General features: G+C 74.1%; 3 protein-coding genes. All 3 read right to left on the reverse strand.

The features are described from left to right. The coding region (locus GBN72_RS08265; RefSeq protein ID WP_439959741.1) for a type I polyketide synthase at positions 1 to 8,406 on the reverse strand (8,406 nt) is incomplete at its 3' end. Positions 8,407 to 8,428: 22 nt separating this feature from the next. Further along, the gene (locus GBN72_RS35850) at positions 8,429 to 19,516 is read right to left on the reverse strand and encodes a type I polyketide synthase (RefSeq protein ID WP_151771068.1); all 11,088 of its coding nucleotides are present in this window, start codon (positions 19,514 to 19,516) and stop codon (positions 8,429 to 8,431) included. Next, positions 19,483 to 19,656, reverse strand: coding sequence for a hypothetical protein (locus GBN72_RS34030; protein ID WP_164540499.1), 174 nt, complete (start codon positions 19,654 to 19,656; stop codon positions 19,483 to 19,485). The genes GBN72_RS35850 and GBN72_RS34030 overlap by 34 nt, the downstream gene beginning before the upstream one ends. Positions 19,657 to 19,770 lie beyond the last annotated feature (114 nt).

Here is a 19,770-nt window from a genome sequence, read left to right on the forward strand (position 1 = left end):
GGCGAGGTGGAAGAGGGAGTCGTGGGTGGGGGTGGTGTCGAGTTGTTCGGCCGTGACGGGGCGCAGGGTGAGGGTGTCGATACGGCCGAGGGGCGTGCCGGTGGCATCGGCCAGGTCGAGGGCGATCCCGCCGCCACGGTTGGTGGTGATGCGGGTGCGCAGGACGGGTGAGCCGACCGCGTTCAGCTGGACGCCGCTCCATGCGAAGGGCAGTCCGGGGCCGTCGATTCCGGTGGGCAGGCCGCTGATGCCGATGGCGTGGAGGGCAGCGTCCAGCAGGGCGGGGTGGATGCCGAAACGACCGGCCTCCGCCCACGCCTCCTGCGGCAGCGCGACCTCCGCGAACACCTCCTGCTTCCGGCGCCACACACCGCGCAGGCCCTGGAACACCGGGCCGTAGCCGTAGCCGAGCTCGGTCATGGTGTCGTACATGCCGTCCACGGAAACGGGCTTTGCCCGGCGCGGCGGCCACTCGGTCAGCGGAGTGCTGGCCTGTGCCACGGCAGGGGCGACGTAGCCGGAGGCGTGCAGGGTCCAGATGTCGCTGTCGTCACCCGCGGGCGAGGAGTGCACGGTTACCGGACGGCGTCCGCCGTCCTCGGCCGCGCCGACCACCACCTGCAGGCTCACCCCGCCACGCTCGGGCAGGACTAGCGGGGATTGCAGGGTGAGGTCGTCCAGGACGCCGCAACCGAGGCGGTCACCGGCGTGCAGGGCCAGTTCCACGAACGCGGTCCCCGGCAGCAGCACTGTCCCGAAGATCGCGTGATCGGCCAGCCAGGGGTGTGTGTCCAGCGAGAGCCGGTTGGTGAGGACGAGTCCGTCGCCGTCCGCGAGCAGCACCTCGGCACCCAGCAAGGGGTGCTCAGCCGTGCGGAGGCCGAAGCCGGTGACGTCACCCATCGAGCCCCGGACGGACTCAGGCCAGTACCGCTCGTGCTGGAAGGCGTAGGTGGGGAGGTCGATCTGCTGGGCGTTGGTGCCGGCGTAGTAGGCCGTCCAGTCGACGGTGGCGCCGTGGGTGTGGAGTTCGGCAAGAGCAGTGACGACGGCGTCGGTCTCGGAACGGTTCTTGCGCAGGGCCGGGACGAACGCGGCCTCGGCCACCGTCGCCTGAGCCATCGCGGACAGAACCCCGCCCGGACCGAGTTCGAGGTAGGTGCTCACGCCCTGGGTGTCCAGGTGACGGATGCCGTCCGCGAACCGGACCGCCTGGCGGACGTGGTCCACCCAGTAGTCCGCGGTCAGCAACTCCTCACCCGCCGTTTCACCGGTGAGGTTGGAGACGATCGGAATGCGCGGGGCGGCGAAACTGGCCGCCTGCACAACCTGCCGGAACTCCTCCAGCATCGGTTCCATGCGCGGCGAGTGGAAGGCGTGGCTGACCCGCAGCCGCTTCGACTTCTCGAACCGGCCCGCGATGGCCAGCACCTCGTCCTCGTCACCGGAGATGACGACCGAGGTGGGACCGTTCAGGGCGGCGATGGACACGTTGTCCGTGAGCAGCGGCAGGATCTCGTCCTCGGTCGCCTGCACGGCGACCATCGCCCCGCCCTCGGGCAGCGCCTGCATCAGCCGGCCACGCGCAGCCACCAGAGCGGCAGCGTCCTCCAGCGACCACACACCCGCGACGTGCGCGGCAGCCAGCTCACCGATCGAGTGGCCCAGCAGGTAGTCAGGCGTGACGCCCCAGTGCTCCACCAGCCGGAACAGGGCCACCTCAACGGCGAACAGACCAGCCTGCGTGTAGACAGTCCTGTCCAGCAGGTCCGACTCCGCGTCGAAGACCAGGTCCTTGACCGGCCGGTCCAGGTGCTTGTCGAGCTCCGCGCAGACGGCGTCGAACGCGTCCGCGAACACCGGGAAGGCTTCGTACAGCTCGCGTCCCATCCCGGCCCGCTGCGAGCCCTGGCCGGAGAACAGGAACGCAGAACGCCCGCCCCCGGCCACACCGGACACGACACCCGTGGCCGAGCGGCCCTCGGCCACCGCGCGCAGCAGTTCCTCGCGGTCCTCGCCGAAGACCACCGCACGGTGGTCGAACAGGGTGCGTGCGGACACCAGGGACCAGCCCACGTCCACCGGCGAGACACCGCCCGCGGCCAGCGGCAGCAGACGCTCCGCCTGGCCCGCCAGCGCCTCCGGCGACTTCGCCGACAACACCCACGGCACCGCCGGAAGCACGGACCCCGCCTCACGGACGGGCTCCGGCTCCTCCTCGGCGGACTCCAGGATGACGTGCGCGTTGGTCCCGCTGATGCCGAACGACGACACACCCGCACGACGCGGCCGGTCACCCGCCTCCGGCCACTCCCGCGCCTCCGTCAGCAGCTCCACCGCACCCGCCGACCAGTCCACCTTCGACGACGGCTCGCCGACGTGCAGGGTCCGGGGCAGGAGCCCGTGGCGCATCGCCATGACCATCTTGATCACGCCGCCGACGCCCGACGCGGCCGCGGCGTGCCCGATGTTGGACTTGATCGAGCCGAGCCACAGCGGCCGGCCGTCCTCCGGGCGTTCCTGACCGTACGTGGCCAGCAGTGCCTGCGCCTCGATCGGGTCACCCAGCGTCGTCCCCGTGCCGTGCGCCTCCACCGCGTCGACGTCGGCGCCGGTCAGACCGGCCCCGGCCAGGGCGGCGCGGATGACGCGCTGCTGCGACGGCCCGTTGGGGGCGGTGAGGCCGTTGCTCGCGCCGTCCTGGTTGACCGCCGAACCCCGCACCACCGCCAGCACCTGGTGCCCGTTGCGGCGCGCGTCGGACAGACGCTCCACCAGCAGCACGCCGACGCCCTCGGACCAGCCGGTGCCGTCCGCCTCGTCCGAGAACGACTTGCAGCGGCCGTCCGCGGCCAGGCCGCGCTGACGGCTGAACTCGACGAAACCGGTCGGCGTCGCCATCAGAGCGACACCGCCCGCCAACGCCATCGTGCACTCGCCGCTGCGCAGCGCCTGGACGGCCAGGTGCAGGGCGACCAGGGACGACGAGCACGCCGTGTCCACGGTGATGGCCGGGCCCTCCAGGCCCAGGACGTAGGCGACGCGGCCGGAGAGCACGCTGGTGGCCATGCCGGTCAGCAGGTGGCCCTCGGTGCCCGTGCCGTCGGCGGTGCCGGAGAGGTCGGCGCCGTAGCCGGAGGCGGACGCGCCGGCGAAGACGCCGACGCGGTGGCCGCGGACGGAGGCGGCGTCGATGCCGGCCCGTTCGAAGACCTCCCAGGACGCCTCCAGCATCAGCCGCTGCTGCGGGTCCATCGCCAGCGCCTCGCGCGGCGAGATGCCGAAGAAGCCGGCGTCGAAGCCTGGGGCGTCGTGCAGGAACCCGCCGTCGCGGACGTAGGAGGTGCCGGGCGTCTCGGGGTCGGGGTCGTAGAGGGCGTCGAGGTCCCATCCGCGGTCGGTGGGGAACGGCGTGATGCCGTCGCCGCCGGACTCCACGAGCCGCCACAGGTCGTCGGGGCCGGCCACACCGCCGGGATAGCGGCAGGCCATGCCGACGATGGCGATCGGCTCGTCGTCGGCGGCGCCCACGACGCCCGCCTCGGAGCGGGACGCGGTGGCGGCCTCCGCCGGGAGGAGCTCGGACTCCACGAACCGGGCCAGCGCGGCCGGGTTGGGGTGGTCGAAGACGAGGGTGCTGGGCAGAGCGATGCCCAGCTCACGGGCGAGCCGGTTGCGCAGGTCGACGGCGGTCAGCGAGTCGAAGCCCAGGTCGCGGAAGGCGCGGTCGGGCCTGATCTCCGTGGTGTCGCCGAGACCGAGGACCGCGGCGGCGGCCTCGCGGACGCGTCGCACCAGGTGGTCCGCGCGGTCGGCGGGGGACAGCGCGGCGAGCTGGTCGCGCAGCCGGGTGCGGGCGTCGTCCGCCTCGGGAGAGTCGTCCTGCCCGGTGGTCGCGGAGGTGAGGGCGACCGCCTCCGGGAGGTCGCTCAGCAGCGGGCGCGGGCGGACCGCGGTGAACGCCGGCAGGAAGCGGTCCCAGTGGACGTCGGCGACGGCGACGTGCGTGTCACCGTGGTCCAGGGCGTGCCGCAGCGCGGCGACGGCGTGCTCGGGGTCCATCGTGCGGATGCCCCGGCGGGCCAGCCGCTCGCCCTCCCGTCCGTCGGCGAGTCCGCCGCCGCCCCAGGCACCCCAGGAGACCGACGTCGCGGCGGCGCCGCGGGCTTGCCGGCGCACGGCCAGGGCGTCGAGGTAGGTGTTGCCGGTGGCGTAGGCGGCCTGGCCGCGGCTGCCCCACACGCTGGAGATGGACGAGAACAGCACGAACGCGTCGAGTTCCGCGTCGAGGTCGCCCAGCAGGTCGTCGAGGAGGGCCGCGCCGGTGGCCTTGGCCCGGATCTCGACGGCGAAGGACGCCAGGTCGACGTCGGACAGCGCGGTGTCGGTGGCGACGCCCGCGGTGTGGAACACCGAACGCAGCGGGGGACCGCCGTCGGTGCGCAGGGAGTCGAGGAGCGCGGCCAGGGCCGTCCGGTCGGAGACGTCGCAGGCCACCACGAGGGCGGTGGCGCCCAGTGCCTCGAGCTCCGCCACGAGTTCCGCGGCGCCGGGGGCGCCGGGGCCGCGCCGGCCGGTCAGCACGACGCGCTCCGCGCCGTTGCGGGCCAGCCAGCGTGCCGTGTGCGCGCCGAGCGCGCCGGTGCCGCCGGTGATCAGGGCGGTGCCGCGCGGGGTGAACGCGCCGGGGCCGGAAGGGACGCCGGGGCGCGGGTCGTGCAGGAGACGGCGGACGAACACGCCGGAGGAGCGCAGGGCGATCTGGTCCTCGGAGCCGTCGGCGAGCGCGGCGGCGAGCCGGTCGGCGGCGCGCTCGTCGAGCTCGGCGGGGAGGTCCAGCAGACCGCCCCAGCGCTCGCCCTGCTCCAGGCCGATGACGCGGCCCAGCCCCCACAGCGGCGCCTGGGCGGGGGAGAGGGCGGAGTCGGAGCGGCCGACGGAGACGGCGCCGCGGGTGGCGATCCACAGCGGGGCGGCCGCCGCGGTGTCGTGCAGGGCCTGAGCCAGCACGACGGTGGCGGCGACACCGGCCGGGAGGCTCCCGGCGGCGAACGGGTCCTGCGTGTCGTCCTCGGCCAGGGCGAGCAGGGACAGCACCCCGGCGGGGGCGTCCGTGCCGGTGTGCCCGGTGAGCAGCGCCGCCAGTGCGGAGCGGTCGAGGGCGGTGTCCACGGCGACCGTGGACACGGTGGCCCCGCGGGCGCCGAGCGCGTCGACGACACGGGACACGAGCTGCCCGTGTGCGGTGCGGGCGGGCACGAGGACGAGCCAGGCGCCGGTGAGCGGGTGGGCCGCCGGCCCGGTGGCCGGCGCGACCGGCTTCCAGTCGATGCGGTAGCGCAGCGAGTCGACGACGTCGAGATCGCGGTTGCGCCGCCGCCACGCGGCGAGCGCCGGCAGCGCGGCGGCCAGCGGGTCGACGTCCACCGGACCCAGCGCGTCGGCGAGGGCGGTGAGGTCCTCGCGCTCCACCGCCTCCCAGAAGCGCGCCTCGTTGCGGAAGGTGGCGAGCACCTCGGCCGCGTCCTGCGCGGCGCTCGGCGTCGGCCAGTAGCGCTGCCGCTGGAAGGCGTACGTGGGCAGGGCCACCCGGCGGGCGCCCGTACCGGCGTAGAAGGCGGACCAGTCCACCGGCACGCCGTTCACGTGCAGCGCGGCGACGGCCGCGGTCAGCGCCGCCGTCCCGGGCCGGTCCTTGCGCAGGGCGGCCACGAAGGACACCGCGCCCGTGTCACCGCCACCGGCGGCGCAGTCCTGGGCCATGGAGGTCAGCACGCCGCCGGGGCCGAGCTCGAGGAACGAGGTGACGCCCTGGTCGAGCAGCGTGCGGACGCCCTGCTCGAAGCGGACCGCCTCACGGACGTGGCGGACCCAGTAGCCGGGGTCGCGGATCTCCCGAGCGCGCAGCGGCCGGCCGGTGACGTTCGAGACCACCGACAACCGCGGGGAGCGGAAGGTCAGGCCCTCGGCGACCGAGCGGAACGCCTCGAGCATCGGCTCCATCAGCGGCGAGTGGAAGGCGTGCGACACCCTCAGCCGCCGGATCCTGCGGCCCTGCTCCTCGAAGACCGCGGCGGTCTCCAGCACCGCCGCCTCGGCACCCGAGACCACCACCGAACGCGGACCGTTGACGGCGGCGACCGACACCTCCGGCCGGCCGGCCAGGACCGCGGCGACCTCCTCCTCGGTGGCCTCCACGGACACCATGGCCCCGCCTGCCGGGAGGGCCTGCATGAGCCGGCCGCGCGCGGCGACCAGCGCGGCCGCGTCCGCGAGGTCGAGGACGCCCGCCACGTGCGCGGCGGTGATCTCACCGACGGAGTGGCCCATCAGGTGGTCGGGCGTGACACCCCAGGACGCGATGAGGCGGTACAGCGCCGTCTCCACGGCGAACAGGGCGGCCTGCGTGTAGACGGTCCGGTCCAGCAGCGCGGCGTCCGCACTGCCCTCCTGCGCGAACACGACGTCCCGCAGGGGAAGTTCCACGTGCCCGGCGAGGTTCCGGTCGAGCTCGGCGCACACCGCGTCGAACGCCTCGGCGTACACCGGGAACGCCTCGTACAGCTCGCGGCCCATCCCGGCCCGCTGCGAGCCCTGGCCGGAGAACATCACACCGAGCCGGCCCGGCACGGCCAGCCCCCGCACCGTTCCCGCGGTCTCCTCGCCCCGGGCCAGCGCGCGCAGCCCGTCCAGCAGCGCGGCGCGGTCCTCGCCGAGCACCACGGCCCGGTGGTCCAGCGCGGCCCGCCCGGTGGCGAGGGAGAAACCGGCGTCCAGGGCGGTGGCGGTGGCCGGGGCGGCGCCCGCGGGCGCGGCAGCGTCCTCGGCGAGCCGGTCCAGAAGACGCTGCGCCTGAGCGGCGAGCCCCTGCGCGGAGGCGCCGGACACCAGCCAGGGGTGGACCGGAAGGGCGGCGGGGGCGGACGCGCCGGAAGCCGCCGCCTGCTCCGCCTCCGCCACGGCACCGGCGTCCTGCCCGGCACGGGCGTCCTGCCCGGCACCGGCGTCCTGCCCGGCGGCGGTTCCGGGAGCCTGCTCCACGATGACGTGCGCGTTGGTGCCGCTCACCCCGAACGACGACACGGCGGCACGGCGCGGGGCCCCGGTCTCCGGCCACCCGCGGGCCTCCGCCAGCAGCTCCACCGCGCCCGCCGACCAGTCGACGTGCGGGGTCGGCTCGTCCACGTGCAGGGTCCTGGGCAGTACGCCGTGGCGCACCGCCATGACCATCTTGATCACGCCGGCCACACCGGACGCCGCCTGGGCGTGACCGATGTTCGACTTCAGCGAACCCAGCCACAGCGGCCGGCCGTCGGCGCGGTCCTGGCCGTACGTCTCCACGACGGCCTGCGCCTCGATCGGGTCGCCCAGCACCGTGCCGGTGCCGTGCGCCTCGACCGCGTCGACGTCGGCCGTGGTCAGCCCCGCGTTGGCGAGCGCGGCGTGGATGACCCGCTGCTGGGCGGTGCCGTTGGGGGCGGTCAGGCCGTTGCTGGCGCCGTCCTGGTTGACGGCGGTGCCCCGGACGACCGCCAGGACCTCGTGCCCGTTGCGCACCGCGTCCGACAGCCGCTCGACCAGCAGCACGCCGACGCCCTCGGCCCAGCCCGTTCCGTCCGCCGCCGCCGCGAACGACTTGCAGCGGCCGTCGACGGCGAGGCCGCCCTGCTTGCTGAACTCGGCGTACGCCTCCGGCACCGCCATCACCGCGACACCGCCGGCCAGCGCCAGGTCGCACTCGCCCGACCGCAGGGCCTGCACGGCCATGTGGAGGGCGACCAGCGACGACGAGCAGGCGGTGTCGACGGTGACCGCGGGGCCCTCCAGCCCCAGCGTGTAGGCGATGCGGCCGGACACGACGCTGCCTGCCGTACCCGTGAGGAAGTAGCCCTCGACGTCCTCGGAGGCGTTCTGCAGCTTCGACTCGTAACCGGAGACCGCCGCGCCGGCGAAGACGCCGGTACGGGTGCCGCGCAGCGCGGTGGGCGCGATCCCGGCCCGCTCCACCGCCTCCCACGCGGCCTCCAGGAGCAGCCGCTGCTGCGGGTCCATGGCGAGCGCCTCGCGCGGCGAGATCCCGAAGAACCCGGCGTCGAACTCGGTGGCGTCGTGCACGAACCCGCCCTCGTACGCCCCCGAGCCGGCCGGACTCGACGCGTACAGGCCGTCGACGTCCCACCCCCGGTCCGTGGGGAACGGGCCCACCGCGTCACGGCCCTCGTCCACGAGCCGCCACAGGTCCTCGGGGCCCGCGATCCCGCCGGGGTAGCGGCAGCTCATGCCGACGATCGCGACGGGCTCGCGCGCCGCCTCGGTGATCCGGGCATTCTCCCGGCGCAGCCGCTCGGTCTCCTTGACCGACGCCCGCAGAGCCTCAAGAACCTTGTCCGCCGAAGCAGCCATCATTCACTCCACATTTCGCACGTCATCACGAGCCGTTGTCGCCCAGCGCGAGCTGGATCAGGCTTTCGGCGTCCAAGTCGTCGATCGAGTCGTCCGCCACCGGGGACGCCGCCCCGGCGGAGACCGGAACAGGGGCGGAGACCGGGGCGGGGGCGGCCGCGGGCGGCGTGGCCGGATCGTCGTCCGCCACCGGCGGAAGGTCCAGCCTGCCGAGCAGGAAGCGCGCCAGCACGGCGGGCGTCGGGTGGTCGAAGACCAGGGCGGCGGGCAGCTTCAGACCGGTGGCCCGGGCGACCCGGTTCCGCAGGTCCACCGCGGTGAGCGAGTCGAAGCCGAGCTTGCGGAACGCCCGGTCGGGCCGCACCTCGCCGGACCCGTCCAGCCCCAGCACCGCCGCCGCGTGGTCGCGGACGAGTTCGAGGAGGGTGAACTCCCGCTCCGGCACCGACAGTTCGACCAGTTCGGCGCGGAGACGGCCGGCCGCGTCGGGTGCCGAGCCCTCGGCGTCCGCCGAGTCCTGCGCATCCCGTGCGTCCTCGGCGGACAGCAGGCCGCGCACCTCCGGCAGGTCGCCGATCAGCGGGCTGGGACGCATCGCGGTGAACACGGGCGCGAACCGTGCCCAGTCGACGTCGGCGACGACGACCGCGGTCTCCTCGTGCTCGACCGCCTGCGCCATGGCCGCCAGGGCCGGACCGGCGGACATCGCCGACAGGCCCAGTCCGCTCAGGGCGTCGCCGACACCGGCCTCACCCGCCAGCCCGCCGCCTTCCCACCAGCCCCAGGCCACGGACGTCGCCGCCCGGCCCAGGGACCTCCTGCGGTGGGCCAGCGCGTCCAGGGAGGCGTTCGCCGCGGCGTACGCGGAGTGCCGGGCGTTGCCCCACACACCGGAGATCGAGGAGAAGAGCACGAAGGCGTCCACGGAATCCCCGAGCGCCTCGTCCAGGTGGAGCGCGCCGGTCACCTTGCCCGCCAGCACCGCCGCGTAGGCGTCGGCGTCGGTGTCCTGGAAGGCCGCTGTGTCGTCGACACCCGCCGTGTGGAAGACACTGCGCACCGGCCGGCCCTCGCCCGCCAGTCGCTCGACCAGGTCCCTGACCTGCTCGCCGTCCGCCACGTCACAGGCGACCACCGTCGCCGTCGCACCGGAGCGGGCCAGCTCGGCCACCAGTTCCGCCGCTCCCGGAGCGTCCGGGCCCCGACGGCTCGTCAGCACGATGTGACGGGCGCCCCGTCCGGCCAGCCAGCGGGCGAGCCGCCCACCGACGGAGCCGGTGCCCCCGGTGACCAGAGCGGTGTCCCGCGGCTCGAACCGGTGACCCGCGCCGGTGAGCACAGCACGCTCGACCCGGCGGGCGAAGACCTCGGAGCCGCGCACCGCCACCTGGTCCTCGTTGCCGAGGTCCCCGGCGAGCACGGCGCACATCCGCTCCATCACCGACGCGTCGCTCCCTTCGGCCCCCGTGGTGTCGGGCAGGTCGATCAGACCGCCCCAGCTCCCCGGCGCCTCCAGGGCGATGGCCTGCCCCATCCCCCACAACTGCGCCTGCACCGGACTGCCGGCCGGCTCCACCTGCCCGGCCCGCCCAATGTGGACGGCGCCGCTCGTGACGCACCACAGCGGCGCTCGCGTCCCGCTGTCGTCGAGTGCCTGGACGAGCGCGAGCGTGCCCGCGGTCACGGCGGGAAGCCCGACACCCAGGGCGTTCTCCGCGTCCCGGGCGGCCGCCCCGTCCGCCACGGCCAGGAGCGACAGCACACCGCCGAGCGGCGTCCCGTCCGTCTCCTCCAGCGCGGCCCGCAGCGCCTTGGCGATGCCCTCCCGGTCCCGCTGGTGCTCACCGAGCGCCAGGGACACCACCCGCGCGCCGCGGCCCTCGAGCGCCCGCGCGGCGGCCGCGGCCACGGTTGCGTCGCCGCCGCTCTCCGGCGCGACCACGAGCCAGACGCCGTCGAGGCTTCCGGCGCGTGCGCCCGCGCGCAGCGGCTTCCAGGAGATCCGGTAGCGCCACGAATCCACCTGCGCGCGGGTCGTCGCCTCGCGCCGCCACGCGGCGAGGGCGGGCAGTACAGCCCCGAGGACGTCCGCCCCGACGCCCTCCAACTGCCGGGCCAGCGCCTCCGGATCCTCCGCCTCGACGGCCTTCCAGAACTCCGCCTCCACCGGCGGGAGATCCGACCGCACGGGGGCGGCAACCTCGGGCTCCTCCTCCAGCCAGTAGTGCTGGTGCTGGAAGGCGTAGGTGGGGAGGTGGGTGCGGTGGGCGCCGGTGGCGGCGAAGACGGTGTTCCAGTCGACGGTGAGGCCGTGGCAGTGCGCCTCGGTGAGGGAGGTGAGGAAGCGGTCGGGGCCGCCTTCGTCGCGGCGGAGGGTGCCGAGGACGGCGGCGTCGGTGCCGGTGTCCTCGACGGTGCCCTGGAGTCCCAGTGACAGGACGGGGTGGGGGCTGACCTCGATGTAGACGGTGTGTCCGTCGGTGAGGGCGGCGCGGGTGGCGTTCTCGAACTCGACGGTGTTGCGGAGGTTGTCGTACCAGTAGCCGCCGTCCATCGCCGTCTCGGTGATGTCCAGGAGACGGCCGGTGAGGGAGGAGTAGAGGGGGATGCCGCCGGGCTGGGGCGTGATCCCGTCCAGCAGGCCGGCGAGTTCGTCGCGGATGGCTTCGACGTGCGCGGAGTGGGACGCGTAGTCCACGCCCACCTTGCGGGCGCGAACCTCTGCCGATTCGCACGCGGCGATCAGCTCGTCGAGGGCGTCGACGTCGCCGGAGACCACGGTGGAGGTGGGGCCGTTGACGGCGGCGACGGAGATCCGGCCGTCCCACGCGGCGATGGTGTCGCGGACGGTGTCCGCTGCCTGGGCGACGGACACCATGCCGCCGAGTCCGGCGAGGGCGGTGATGGCGCGGGATCGGAGGGCGACGACCTTGGCGGCGTCCTGCAGCGTGAGGATGCCGGCGACCGCGGCGGCGGCGATCTCGCCCTGGGAGTGGCCGATGACGGCGGCCGGCTGGACGCCGTGGGAGCGCCAGAGTTCGGCGAGGGAGACCATGACGGCCCACAGGACCGGCTGGACCACGTCGACCCGTTCCAGGCCTTCGCCGCTGCGGACGACGTCGAGCAGGGACCAGTCGGTGTGGGGGGCGAGTGCGGCGGCGCATTCCGCCATGCGTGCTGCGAAGACCGGGGAGGTGTCGAGGAGTTCGACGGCCATGCCCGCCCATTGGGCGCCTTGGCCGGGGAAGACGAAGACGGTGCGGGGGTTGGTGTGGGCTTCGGCGGTGAGGGTGGTGGTGCTCGGGCGGTCCTCGGCGAGGGCGGTCAGGGCGGTTTCGAAGTCCTGGAGGTCGCTCGCGACGATCGCGGCGCGGTACTCGAAGCGGGAACGGGTCAGTGCCAGCGAGTAGCCGACGTCCGCGACCGGGACGTCCGGGTTCTCCCGGACATGAGCCAGCAGCCGCTCCGCCTGGACGGCCAGGGCCCGTTCCGTCTTGGCGGAGAGCACCCAGGGCACCGGGTGGTGCGACGGGTCCACAGGCTGCGCCACGTCCCCCCGCTCGTCGGCGGGAGCCTCCTCGAGCACGAGATGCGCGTTCGTCCCGCTCATGCCGAACGACGAGACGCCTGCGCGGCGGGGGTGGTCGGGGGTGTCGGGCCAGTCGCGGGTCTCGGTGAGGAGTTCGACGGCGCCGGTGGTCCAGTCGACGTGGCTGCTGGGCCGGTCGATGTGGAGGGTCTGCGGGACGGTGCCGTGCCGCATGGCGAGGACCATCTTCATGACGCCGGCGACGCCCGCGGCCGCCTGGGTGTGACCGATGTTGGACTTGATGGAACCCAGCAGCAGCGGCCGCTCCTCGGGCCGGTCCTGCCCGTAGGTCGCCAGGAGTGCCTGGGCCTCGATCGGGTCGCCGAGCGTCGTGCCGGTGCCGTGCGCCTCGACCACGTCCACGTCGGCCGTGGTCAGACCCGCGTTGGCCAGCGCCTGACGGATGACACGCTGCTGCGACGGCCCGTTCGGCGCGGTGAGCCCGTTGCTCGCACCGTCCTGGTTCACGGCCGAGCCACGCACGACGGCCAGAACCTCATGCCCGTTGCGCCGGGCCTGCGACAGCCGCTCGAGCAGGAGCACGCCGACGCCCTCCGCCAGCGCGAATCCGTCGGCGGCCTCCGAGAAGGCCTTGCAGCGACCGTCGGCCCCCAGCGCCTGCTGTCTGCTGAACTCCACGAACGAGGTCGGCGTGCCCATGATCATGACGCCGCCCGCCAGTGCCATCGTGCACTCGTCGTTGCGCAGCGCCTGGGTGGCCATGTGGATGGCCACGAGCGAGGAGGAGCAGGCGGTGTCGACGGTGACGGCCGGGCCCTCCAGACCGAGGGCGTAGGAGACGCGGCCGGAGACGACGCTGCCCGCGGTGCCGGTCAGCAGATGGCCCTCAAAGCCGTTGGGGCGGACACGTGTCGCCCCGCCGTATCCGGAGGCCGCCGCCCCCACGTACACGCCGGTACGGGTCCGGCGCACCCGCGCCGGGTCGATGCCGGCGTTCTCGAAGGTCTCCCATGCCGCCTCGAGCAGCAGTCGCTGCTGCGGGTCCATCGCCAGCGCCTCGCGGGGGCTGATCCCGAAGAAGCCGGGATCGAACTCACCGGCGCCCCGCAGGAACCCGCCCTCGGCCACGTAGGAGGTCCCCTGGGAGTCTCCCGTCGTGTGCCGGAAGACCTCCAGGTTCCAGTTGCGGTCGTCGGGGACGGGACCGATCGCGTCCTGGCCCTGGGCGACCAGGTTCCAGAGGTCGTCGGGGGTGGTGACGTCGCCGGGGAAGCGGCAGGCCATGCCGACGATGACGATCGGATCGTCGCCGCCGGTGTCCGTGGTGGCGGCCGTGGCCGCGGTGACCGTGGCGGTCTGGCCGAGGAGTTCCTCGCGGAGATGGTCGACGAGGTCCTGCGGCGTCGGGTAGTCGAAGACGAGGGTGGAGGGCAGCCGCAGGCCGGTGGCGGTGTTGAGGCGGTTGCGGATCTCGACGGCGGTGAGGGAGTCGAAGCCGAGTTCGCGGAAGGCGCGGGTGGTGTCGACGGTTTCCGGGGTGGCGTGGCCGAGGACGGCGGCGACGTGGGTGCGGACCAGGTCGAGCAGGGTCCGCTCGGCCGCGTCCGCCGGCAGCGCCGCCAGCCGACCCGCCAGCGAGGTGCCCTCAACTGCGCCGCCGACGGCGGTGCGCCGCGCGGTGGACCTGACGAGGCCACGGAACAACGGCGGCACACCGGCCGGGTCGTCGGCCGCGTAGCGGCGCACGGCGGCCAGGTCGAGGCGGGCCGCGACCAGGTGGGACCGGGAGGAGCCGCCCGCCGCGTCGAGCAGTGTCAGGGCGAGTGAGGTGGGCAGAGTGAGCTGACCTGTCCGCGCCATGCGGGCCATCTCGGTGTCGCCGAGGTGGGCGGTCATGGTGCTGCGTTCCTCCCACATGCCCCAGGCGATCGCCTGGCCCGGCAGCCCCAGGGCCTGCCGGTGACGGGCCAGCTCGTCCAGATAGACGTTGGCCGCCGCGTAGCTGCCCTGTCCGGGGCCGCCGAAGATGCCCGCGCCTCCGGAATAGAGGACGAATTCGGTGAGGTCGTGGTGGTGGAGGGTGAGTTGGTGGAGGTTCCAGGCGGCGTCGGTCTTCGGGCGCAGGACCCGGTCGACGCGGTCGGCGTCGAGTTCGGCGATGACGCCGTCGTCGAGGACGCCCGCGGTGTGGACGACGCCGGTCAGCGGGTGTTCGGCGGGGATGCGGGCCATGGCCGCGGCGAGGGCGTCGGGGTCGGCGGCGTCGCAGGCGACGAGGTCGACCCGGGCGCCGGCGGCCTCCAGCTCCGCGACGAGTGCGTCCGCGCCGGGGGCGGCGGGGCCGCTGCGGCTGAGGAGCAGCAGGCTGCGCACGCCACGCGTGGTGACGAGGTGGCGGGCCAGGAGCCCGCCGAGGGTTCCGGTCGCGCCGGTGACGAGGTAGGTGCCGTCCGCATCCGGTGTGCGGGGCATGGTCAGGACGACCTTGCCGATGTGGCGGGCCTGGCTGACGTGCCGCAGGGCCTGCGGCGCCTGCCGCACGTCCCACGCCCGCAGCGGCGGCAGGGTGAGCGCGCCTTGCGTGAACAGGGCGGTCACCTCCCGCAGCATCTGCTGGATGCGGTCCAGACCGGCGTCCATCAGCTCGAACGGCGCGTAGAAGACACCCGGGTGACGGGCGGCGACGTCGGCGGGATCGCGGACGTCGGTCTTGCCCATCTCCAGGAACCGCCCGCCCTCCGCGAGCAGTCCGAGGGAGGCGTCGACGAACTCCCCGGCCAGCGAGTTCAGCACCACGTCCACCCCCCGGCCGCCCGAAGCGGCCCGGAAGGCGTCCGCGAAGTCGGTGCTGCGCGAGGAGGCGATCCGCTCCGCCGGAATGCCCCGCTCGCGCAGGACCCGCTGCTTCGCCTCACTCGCCGTCGCGTAGACGGTCGCGCCCAGGTGGCGGGCCAGCTGCACCGCGGCCGTCCCCACACCACCCGTCGCCGCATGGACCAGGACCGTGTCGTTCTCCTGGACACGGGCGAGGTCGACCAGTGCGTAATACGCCGTCAGATAGACGGAAGGGACGGTCGCCGCCTGGGCGTAGGTCCAGTCCCCGGGGATGGGGGTGAGGGCGCGGTGGTCGGCGACTGCTTCGTTACCGAAGGATCCGGAGACCAGACCCATGACCCGGTCACCGGGCCGCACCCCGGTCACCCCCGGCCCGGTCTCCAGGACCACACCCGCGGCCTCGGCACCCAGCGGCACCTCCGGCCCCGGATACATGCCCAGCGCGTTCAGCACGTCACGGAAGTTGACCCCCGCGGCCCGCACCGCCAGCCGCACCTGACCCTCCGCCAGAGCACCGGCCGACTCCTCGGGGAGCAGCGCCAGGTTCTCCAGCGTCCCCTTGCCCGTGCTCCGCAGCGACCATCGGTCGCCGCCCGACGGCACCGTGAGCTCCCCGCCCGCCGCACGCGCCAGACGCGGCACGAACCAGCCGCCTCCACGCACCGCGACCTGCGGCTCGCCCCACGACGCCACCGGCAGCACATCGTCCACCGAACCGTCGGTGTCGACCAGCAGAATCCGGCCCGGGTTCTCCGACTGCGCCGACCGCAGCAGACCCCACACCGCGCCCAACGCCGGATCACCGCCGAACGACCCGACCGCCACCGCACCCCGCGTCACGACCAGCAGACGCGCGTCACTCTCCCGCTCCGCCGCCAGCCACTCCTGCAACGACCCCAGCACCCGCACCACCAGCTCGCGAGCACCCTCGGGGGTGCCGTCACCGGCCGGCGCCGGTCCGTCGAGGACGTGCAGGACCTCGAGCTCCTCGTCGGGAGCCGTCGTGGGCGATCCCGTGAGCGGCGTCCAGTCGACGCGGTACAGGGAGTCGGCGGCGGCCCCGTGTTCCGCCGACGTCAGCCGGTCGGCGTCGACCTGGCGGAAGACCAGCGACCCGACCGTCGCCACGGGCCCACCCGTGACGTCGGCCGCCTCGACGCGCACAGCACGGCCGTCCGGTGAGGTGAGCCGAACCCGCAGGGTCGCCGCGCCGGCCGCGAACAGCTCGACGCCCTCCCAGGCGAAGGGCAGCCGCAGGCCGTCGCTGCCCGGGAGGAGGTCGCCCGCGCCCACGGCGTGCAGGGCCGAGTCCAGCAGCGCAGGGTGCAGACCGAACCGGCCCGCCTGCTCCGCGGCATCGCCCTCGAGGCCGACCTCGGCGAACACCTCGCCGCCGGTCCGCCAGACCGCGCGCAGGCCCTGGAACACCGGGCCGTAGCCGTACCCGGTGGTCTCGGCGCCCGCGTAGAAACCGGTCACGTCGACCGGCTCGGCTCCCTCCGGAGGCCAGACCGCGGCCCAATCCGGGGTGTGCGGCCGCTCCCCGGCGGCGTCGGTCACCACGCCGGACGCGTGTCGCGTCCACGTCTCGGAGTCCTCGGCACGTCCGTACACGGCGACGGGCCGGGCATCGGGGCCCGCGTCGTCCTCGCCTTCCGCACCCACCACGACCCGGAGCGCGACGGCACCGTTCTCCGGCAGCAGCAGAGGCTGCTCGAGGACGAGTTCCGACAGCGTTCCCGTGCCGGCCTCGTCACCGGCGCGCACCGCCAGTTCGACCAGGGCGGTGCCCGGTACCAGCACCCGCCCTTCCACGGCGTGATCGGCCAGCCAGGGATGCGTGCGGACGGACAGGCGTCCGGTCAGCACCACCCCGCCCGGCTCGGGCAGCTCGAGCACCGCCCCGAGCAGCGGGTGCTCGGCGCTCTCGAGGCCCACGGAGGCCACGTCGCCGGTGAAGGCGGCCGGACGCGGCCAGAAGCGCTGCCGCTGGAAGGGGTAGGTCGGCAGGTCGGTGAGGTCTGCGCCGGTGCCGGTGAAGACGACGTCCCACTCCACGTCCAGGCCGAGGACCCACAGCTCGGCGAGGGAGGTAAGGAAGCGGTCGAGGCCGCCTTCGTCGCGGCGGAGGGTGCCGAGGACGGCGGCGTCGGTGTCGGCGTTCCCGACGGTGCCCTGGAGGCCGATGCCGAGGACGGGGTGGGGGCTGACCTCGATGAAGACGGTGTGTCCGTCGGTGAGGGCGGCGCGGGTGGCGTCCTCGAACTCGACGGTGTTGCGGAGGTTGTCGTACCAGTAGCCGCCGTCCATCGCCGTCTCGGCGATGTCCAGGAGACGGCCGGTCAGCGAGGAGTAGAGCGGGGTGTTGCCCTGCTGCGGCGTGATGCCGGTCAGGAGGGTGGCGAGTTCGTCGCGGATGGCTTCGACGTGCGCGGAGTGGGAGGCGTAGTCCACGTCGACCTTGCGGGCGCGGACCCCGGCTTCCTCGCATGCGGTGATCAGCTCGTCCAGGGCGTCGACGTCACCGGAGACCACGGTGGAGGAGGGGCCGTTGACGGCGGCGACGGATATCCGGCCGTCCCACGCGGTGATCGTGTCGCGGACCCAGGCGGCGGGCTGCGCGATCGAGACCATGCCGCCGAGACCGGCCAGCGCGGTGATCGCCCGGGACCGCAGGGCGACGACCTTCGCCGCGTCCTCCAGCGACAGGATGCCCGCCACCGCGGCGGCGGCGATCTCACCCTGCGAGTGACCGATCACCGCGGCCGGCTGAACACCGTACGAACGCCACAGCTCCGCCAGGGACACCATGACGGCCCACAGCACCGGCTGGACCACGTCCACCCGCTCGAGGCCCTCACCACTGCGCACCACATCCAGCAGCGACCAGTCGATGTGCGGAGCCAGAGCCGCCGCACACTCCGCCATCCGCGCCGCGAACACCGGCGAGGACTCCAGCAGCTCGACCGCCATCCCCACCCACTGCGCCCCCTGACCCGGGAACACGAACACCGGACGGCCGTGATCGCCGACGGCCCCACGCGCGGCACCGGCGGGGAGGTCGCCCTCCGCCAGGGCGAGGAGACGGTCCGCCATGGACGTCACGTCGTCGCCGACCACCACGGCGCGGTGGTCGAAGGCGGTACGGGTCCGCAGCAGCGACAGGCCGACGTCCGCCGCGGCGGCACCCGGTTCCGCGGTGCGCACGTGCTGGAGGAGCCGGCCGGCCTGGTCGGCGAGCGCGGCTTCGGTCCGTGCGGAGAGGAGCCACGGCACCGGGCCGGCCGGACGACCGTGGGAGCCGGCGGGGCCGGTGGCCTCGCCGGGCGTCTCCTCGGAGGGGTCGGCCTCGGGCGCCTCCTCGATGACGGCGTGGGCGTTGGTTCCGCTCATGCCGAACGCGGAGACGCCGGCCCGCCGCAGCCGGCCCGGGCGTTCCCAGGCGCGGGGAGCGGTGAGAAGTTCGACGGCGCCCGAAGCCCAGTCGACGTGCGAGGAGGGCGTGTTCACGTGGAGGGTGCGCGGCATGACGCCGTGGCGCATGGCCATGACCATCTTGATGACGCCGGCGACGCCCGCGGCGGCCTGGGTGTGACCGATGTTGGACTTCAGCGAGCCCAGCCACAGCGGCTGGTTCCCGGGGCGGTCCTGGCCGTAGGTGGCGAGCAGGGCCTGCGCCTCGATGGGGTCGCCGAGCTTGGTGCCGGTGCCGTGCGCCTCGACCACGTCCACGTCGGCCGTGGTCAGACCGGCGTCCGTGAGGGCGGCGCGGATGACGTGCTGCTGCGCGGGCCCGTTGGGCACGGTGAGTCCGCTGCTCGCACCGTCCTGGTTGACCGCGGAACCGCGGATCACCGCGAGGATCCGGTGGCCGTTGCGACGGGCGTCGGAGAGCCGCTCGAGCAGGAGCATGCCGACGCCCTCGCCCCAGCCGGTGCCGTCCGCCGCGTCGGCGAACGCCTTGCACCGGCCGTCGGAGGACATCGCGCCCTGCCGGCTGAACTCCTGGAAGGTGCCCGGCGTGGACATCAGGGCGACGCCACCGGCCGCGGCCAGGGTGCACTCCCCGTTGCGCAGGGCCCGGGTGGCGAGGTGAAGGGCCACCAGGGAGGACGAGCAGGCGGTGTCCACGGTCACCGCCGGTCCCTCCAGACCGAGGGTGTAGGAGACGCGGCCGGACAGCACGCTCGCCGAGCCGCCCACCACCACGTGGCCCTCGACGTTCTCGGCGCTGTTCGGCAGCAGCATCGGGTAGTCCTGGCCGTTCGTGCCGACGAACACGCCGGTGCGGCTGCCGCGCAGCGACCCGGGGGCGATGCCCGAGCGTTCGAACAGTTCCCAGGACGTCTCCAGCACCAGCCGCTGCTGCGGGTCCATCGCCAGCGCCTCACGCGGCGAGATGCCGAAGAACGAGGCGTCGAACTCGGCGGCGTCGTGCAGGAATCCGCCCTGGTCGCTGTGGGACGAGCCGGGACCGTCCTGGCCGACCCGCACCGCCGACTCCCAGCCGCGGTCACCGGGGAACGCGCCGACGGCGTCCGTGCCGTCGGCCACCAGCCGCCACAGGTCCTCGGGGGAGGCGACCCCGCCCGGGAAGCGGCAGGCCATGCCGACGATCGCGACCGGCTCCCGCGCGGCGGAGTCCGCCTCGCGCAGGCGCTGCTTCGCCTGACGCAGCTCGGCCGTCATCCACTTCAGGTGATCGAGCAGCTTTTCTTCACTTGCCATGGAAACGCCCCGCCCTCGTGGAAGCCGTCGCTCTCTCGTCCGTTCATGGCGATCAGTTCCGTGTCCGGATCGATGCCCATGGACGACGGAAACGGCGGCCGGCAGGCGGCGTCATCGAAAGCACCCATGATCGCCCTCAAGAAAGGAAGCTATGCAGTGGAATTGCCGTCCACAACCCCTAACCGGGCGGCGCCGGTCTTCTTCCCGACGCTCTGATCAGGAATTCCACTCCCGTTCCGGCGATTTTCTAGCGG

The organism is Streptomyces abyssomicinicus (assembly GCF_008974245.1).
Classification (GTDB): Bacteria; Actinomycetota; Actinomycetes; order Streptomycetales; family Streptomycetaceae; genus Streptomyces; species Streptomyces abyssomicinicus.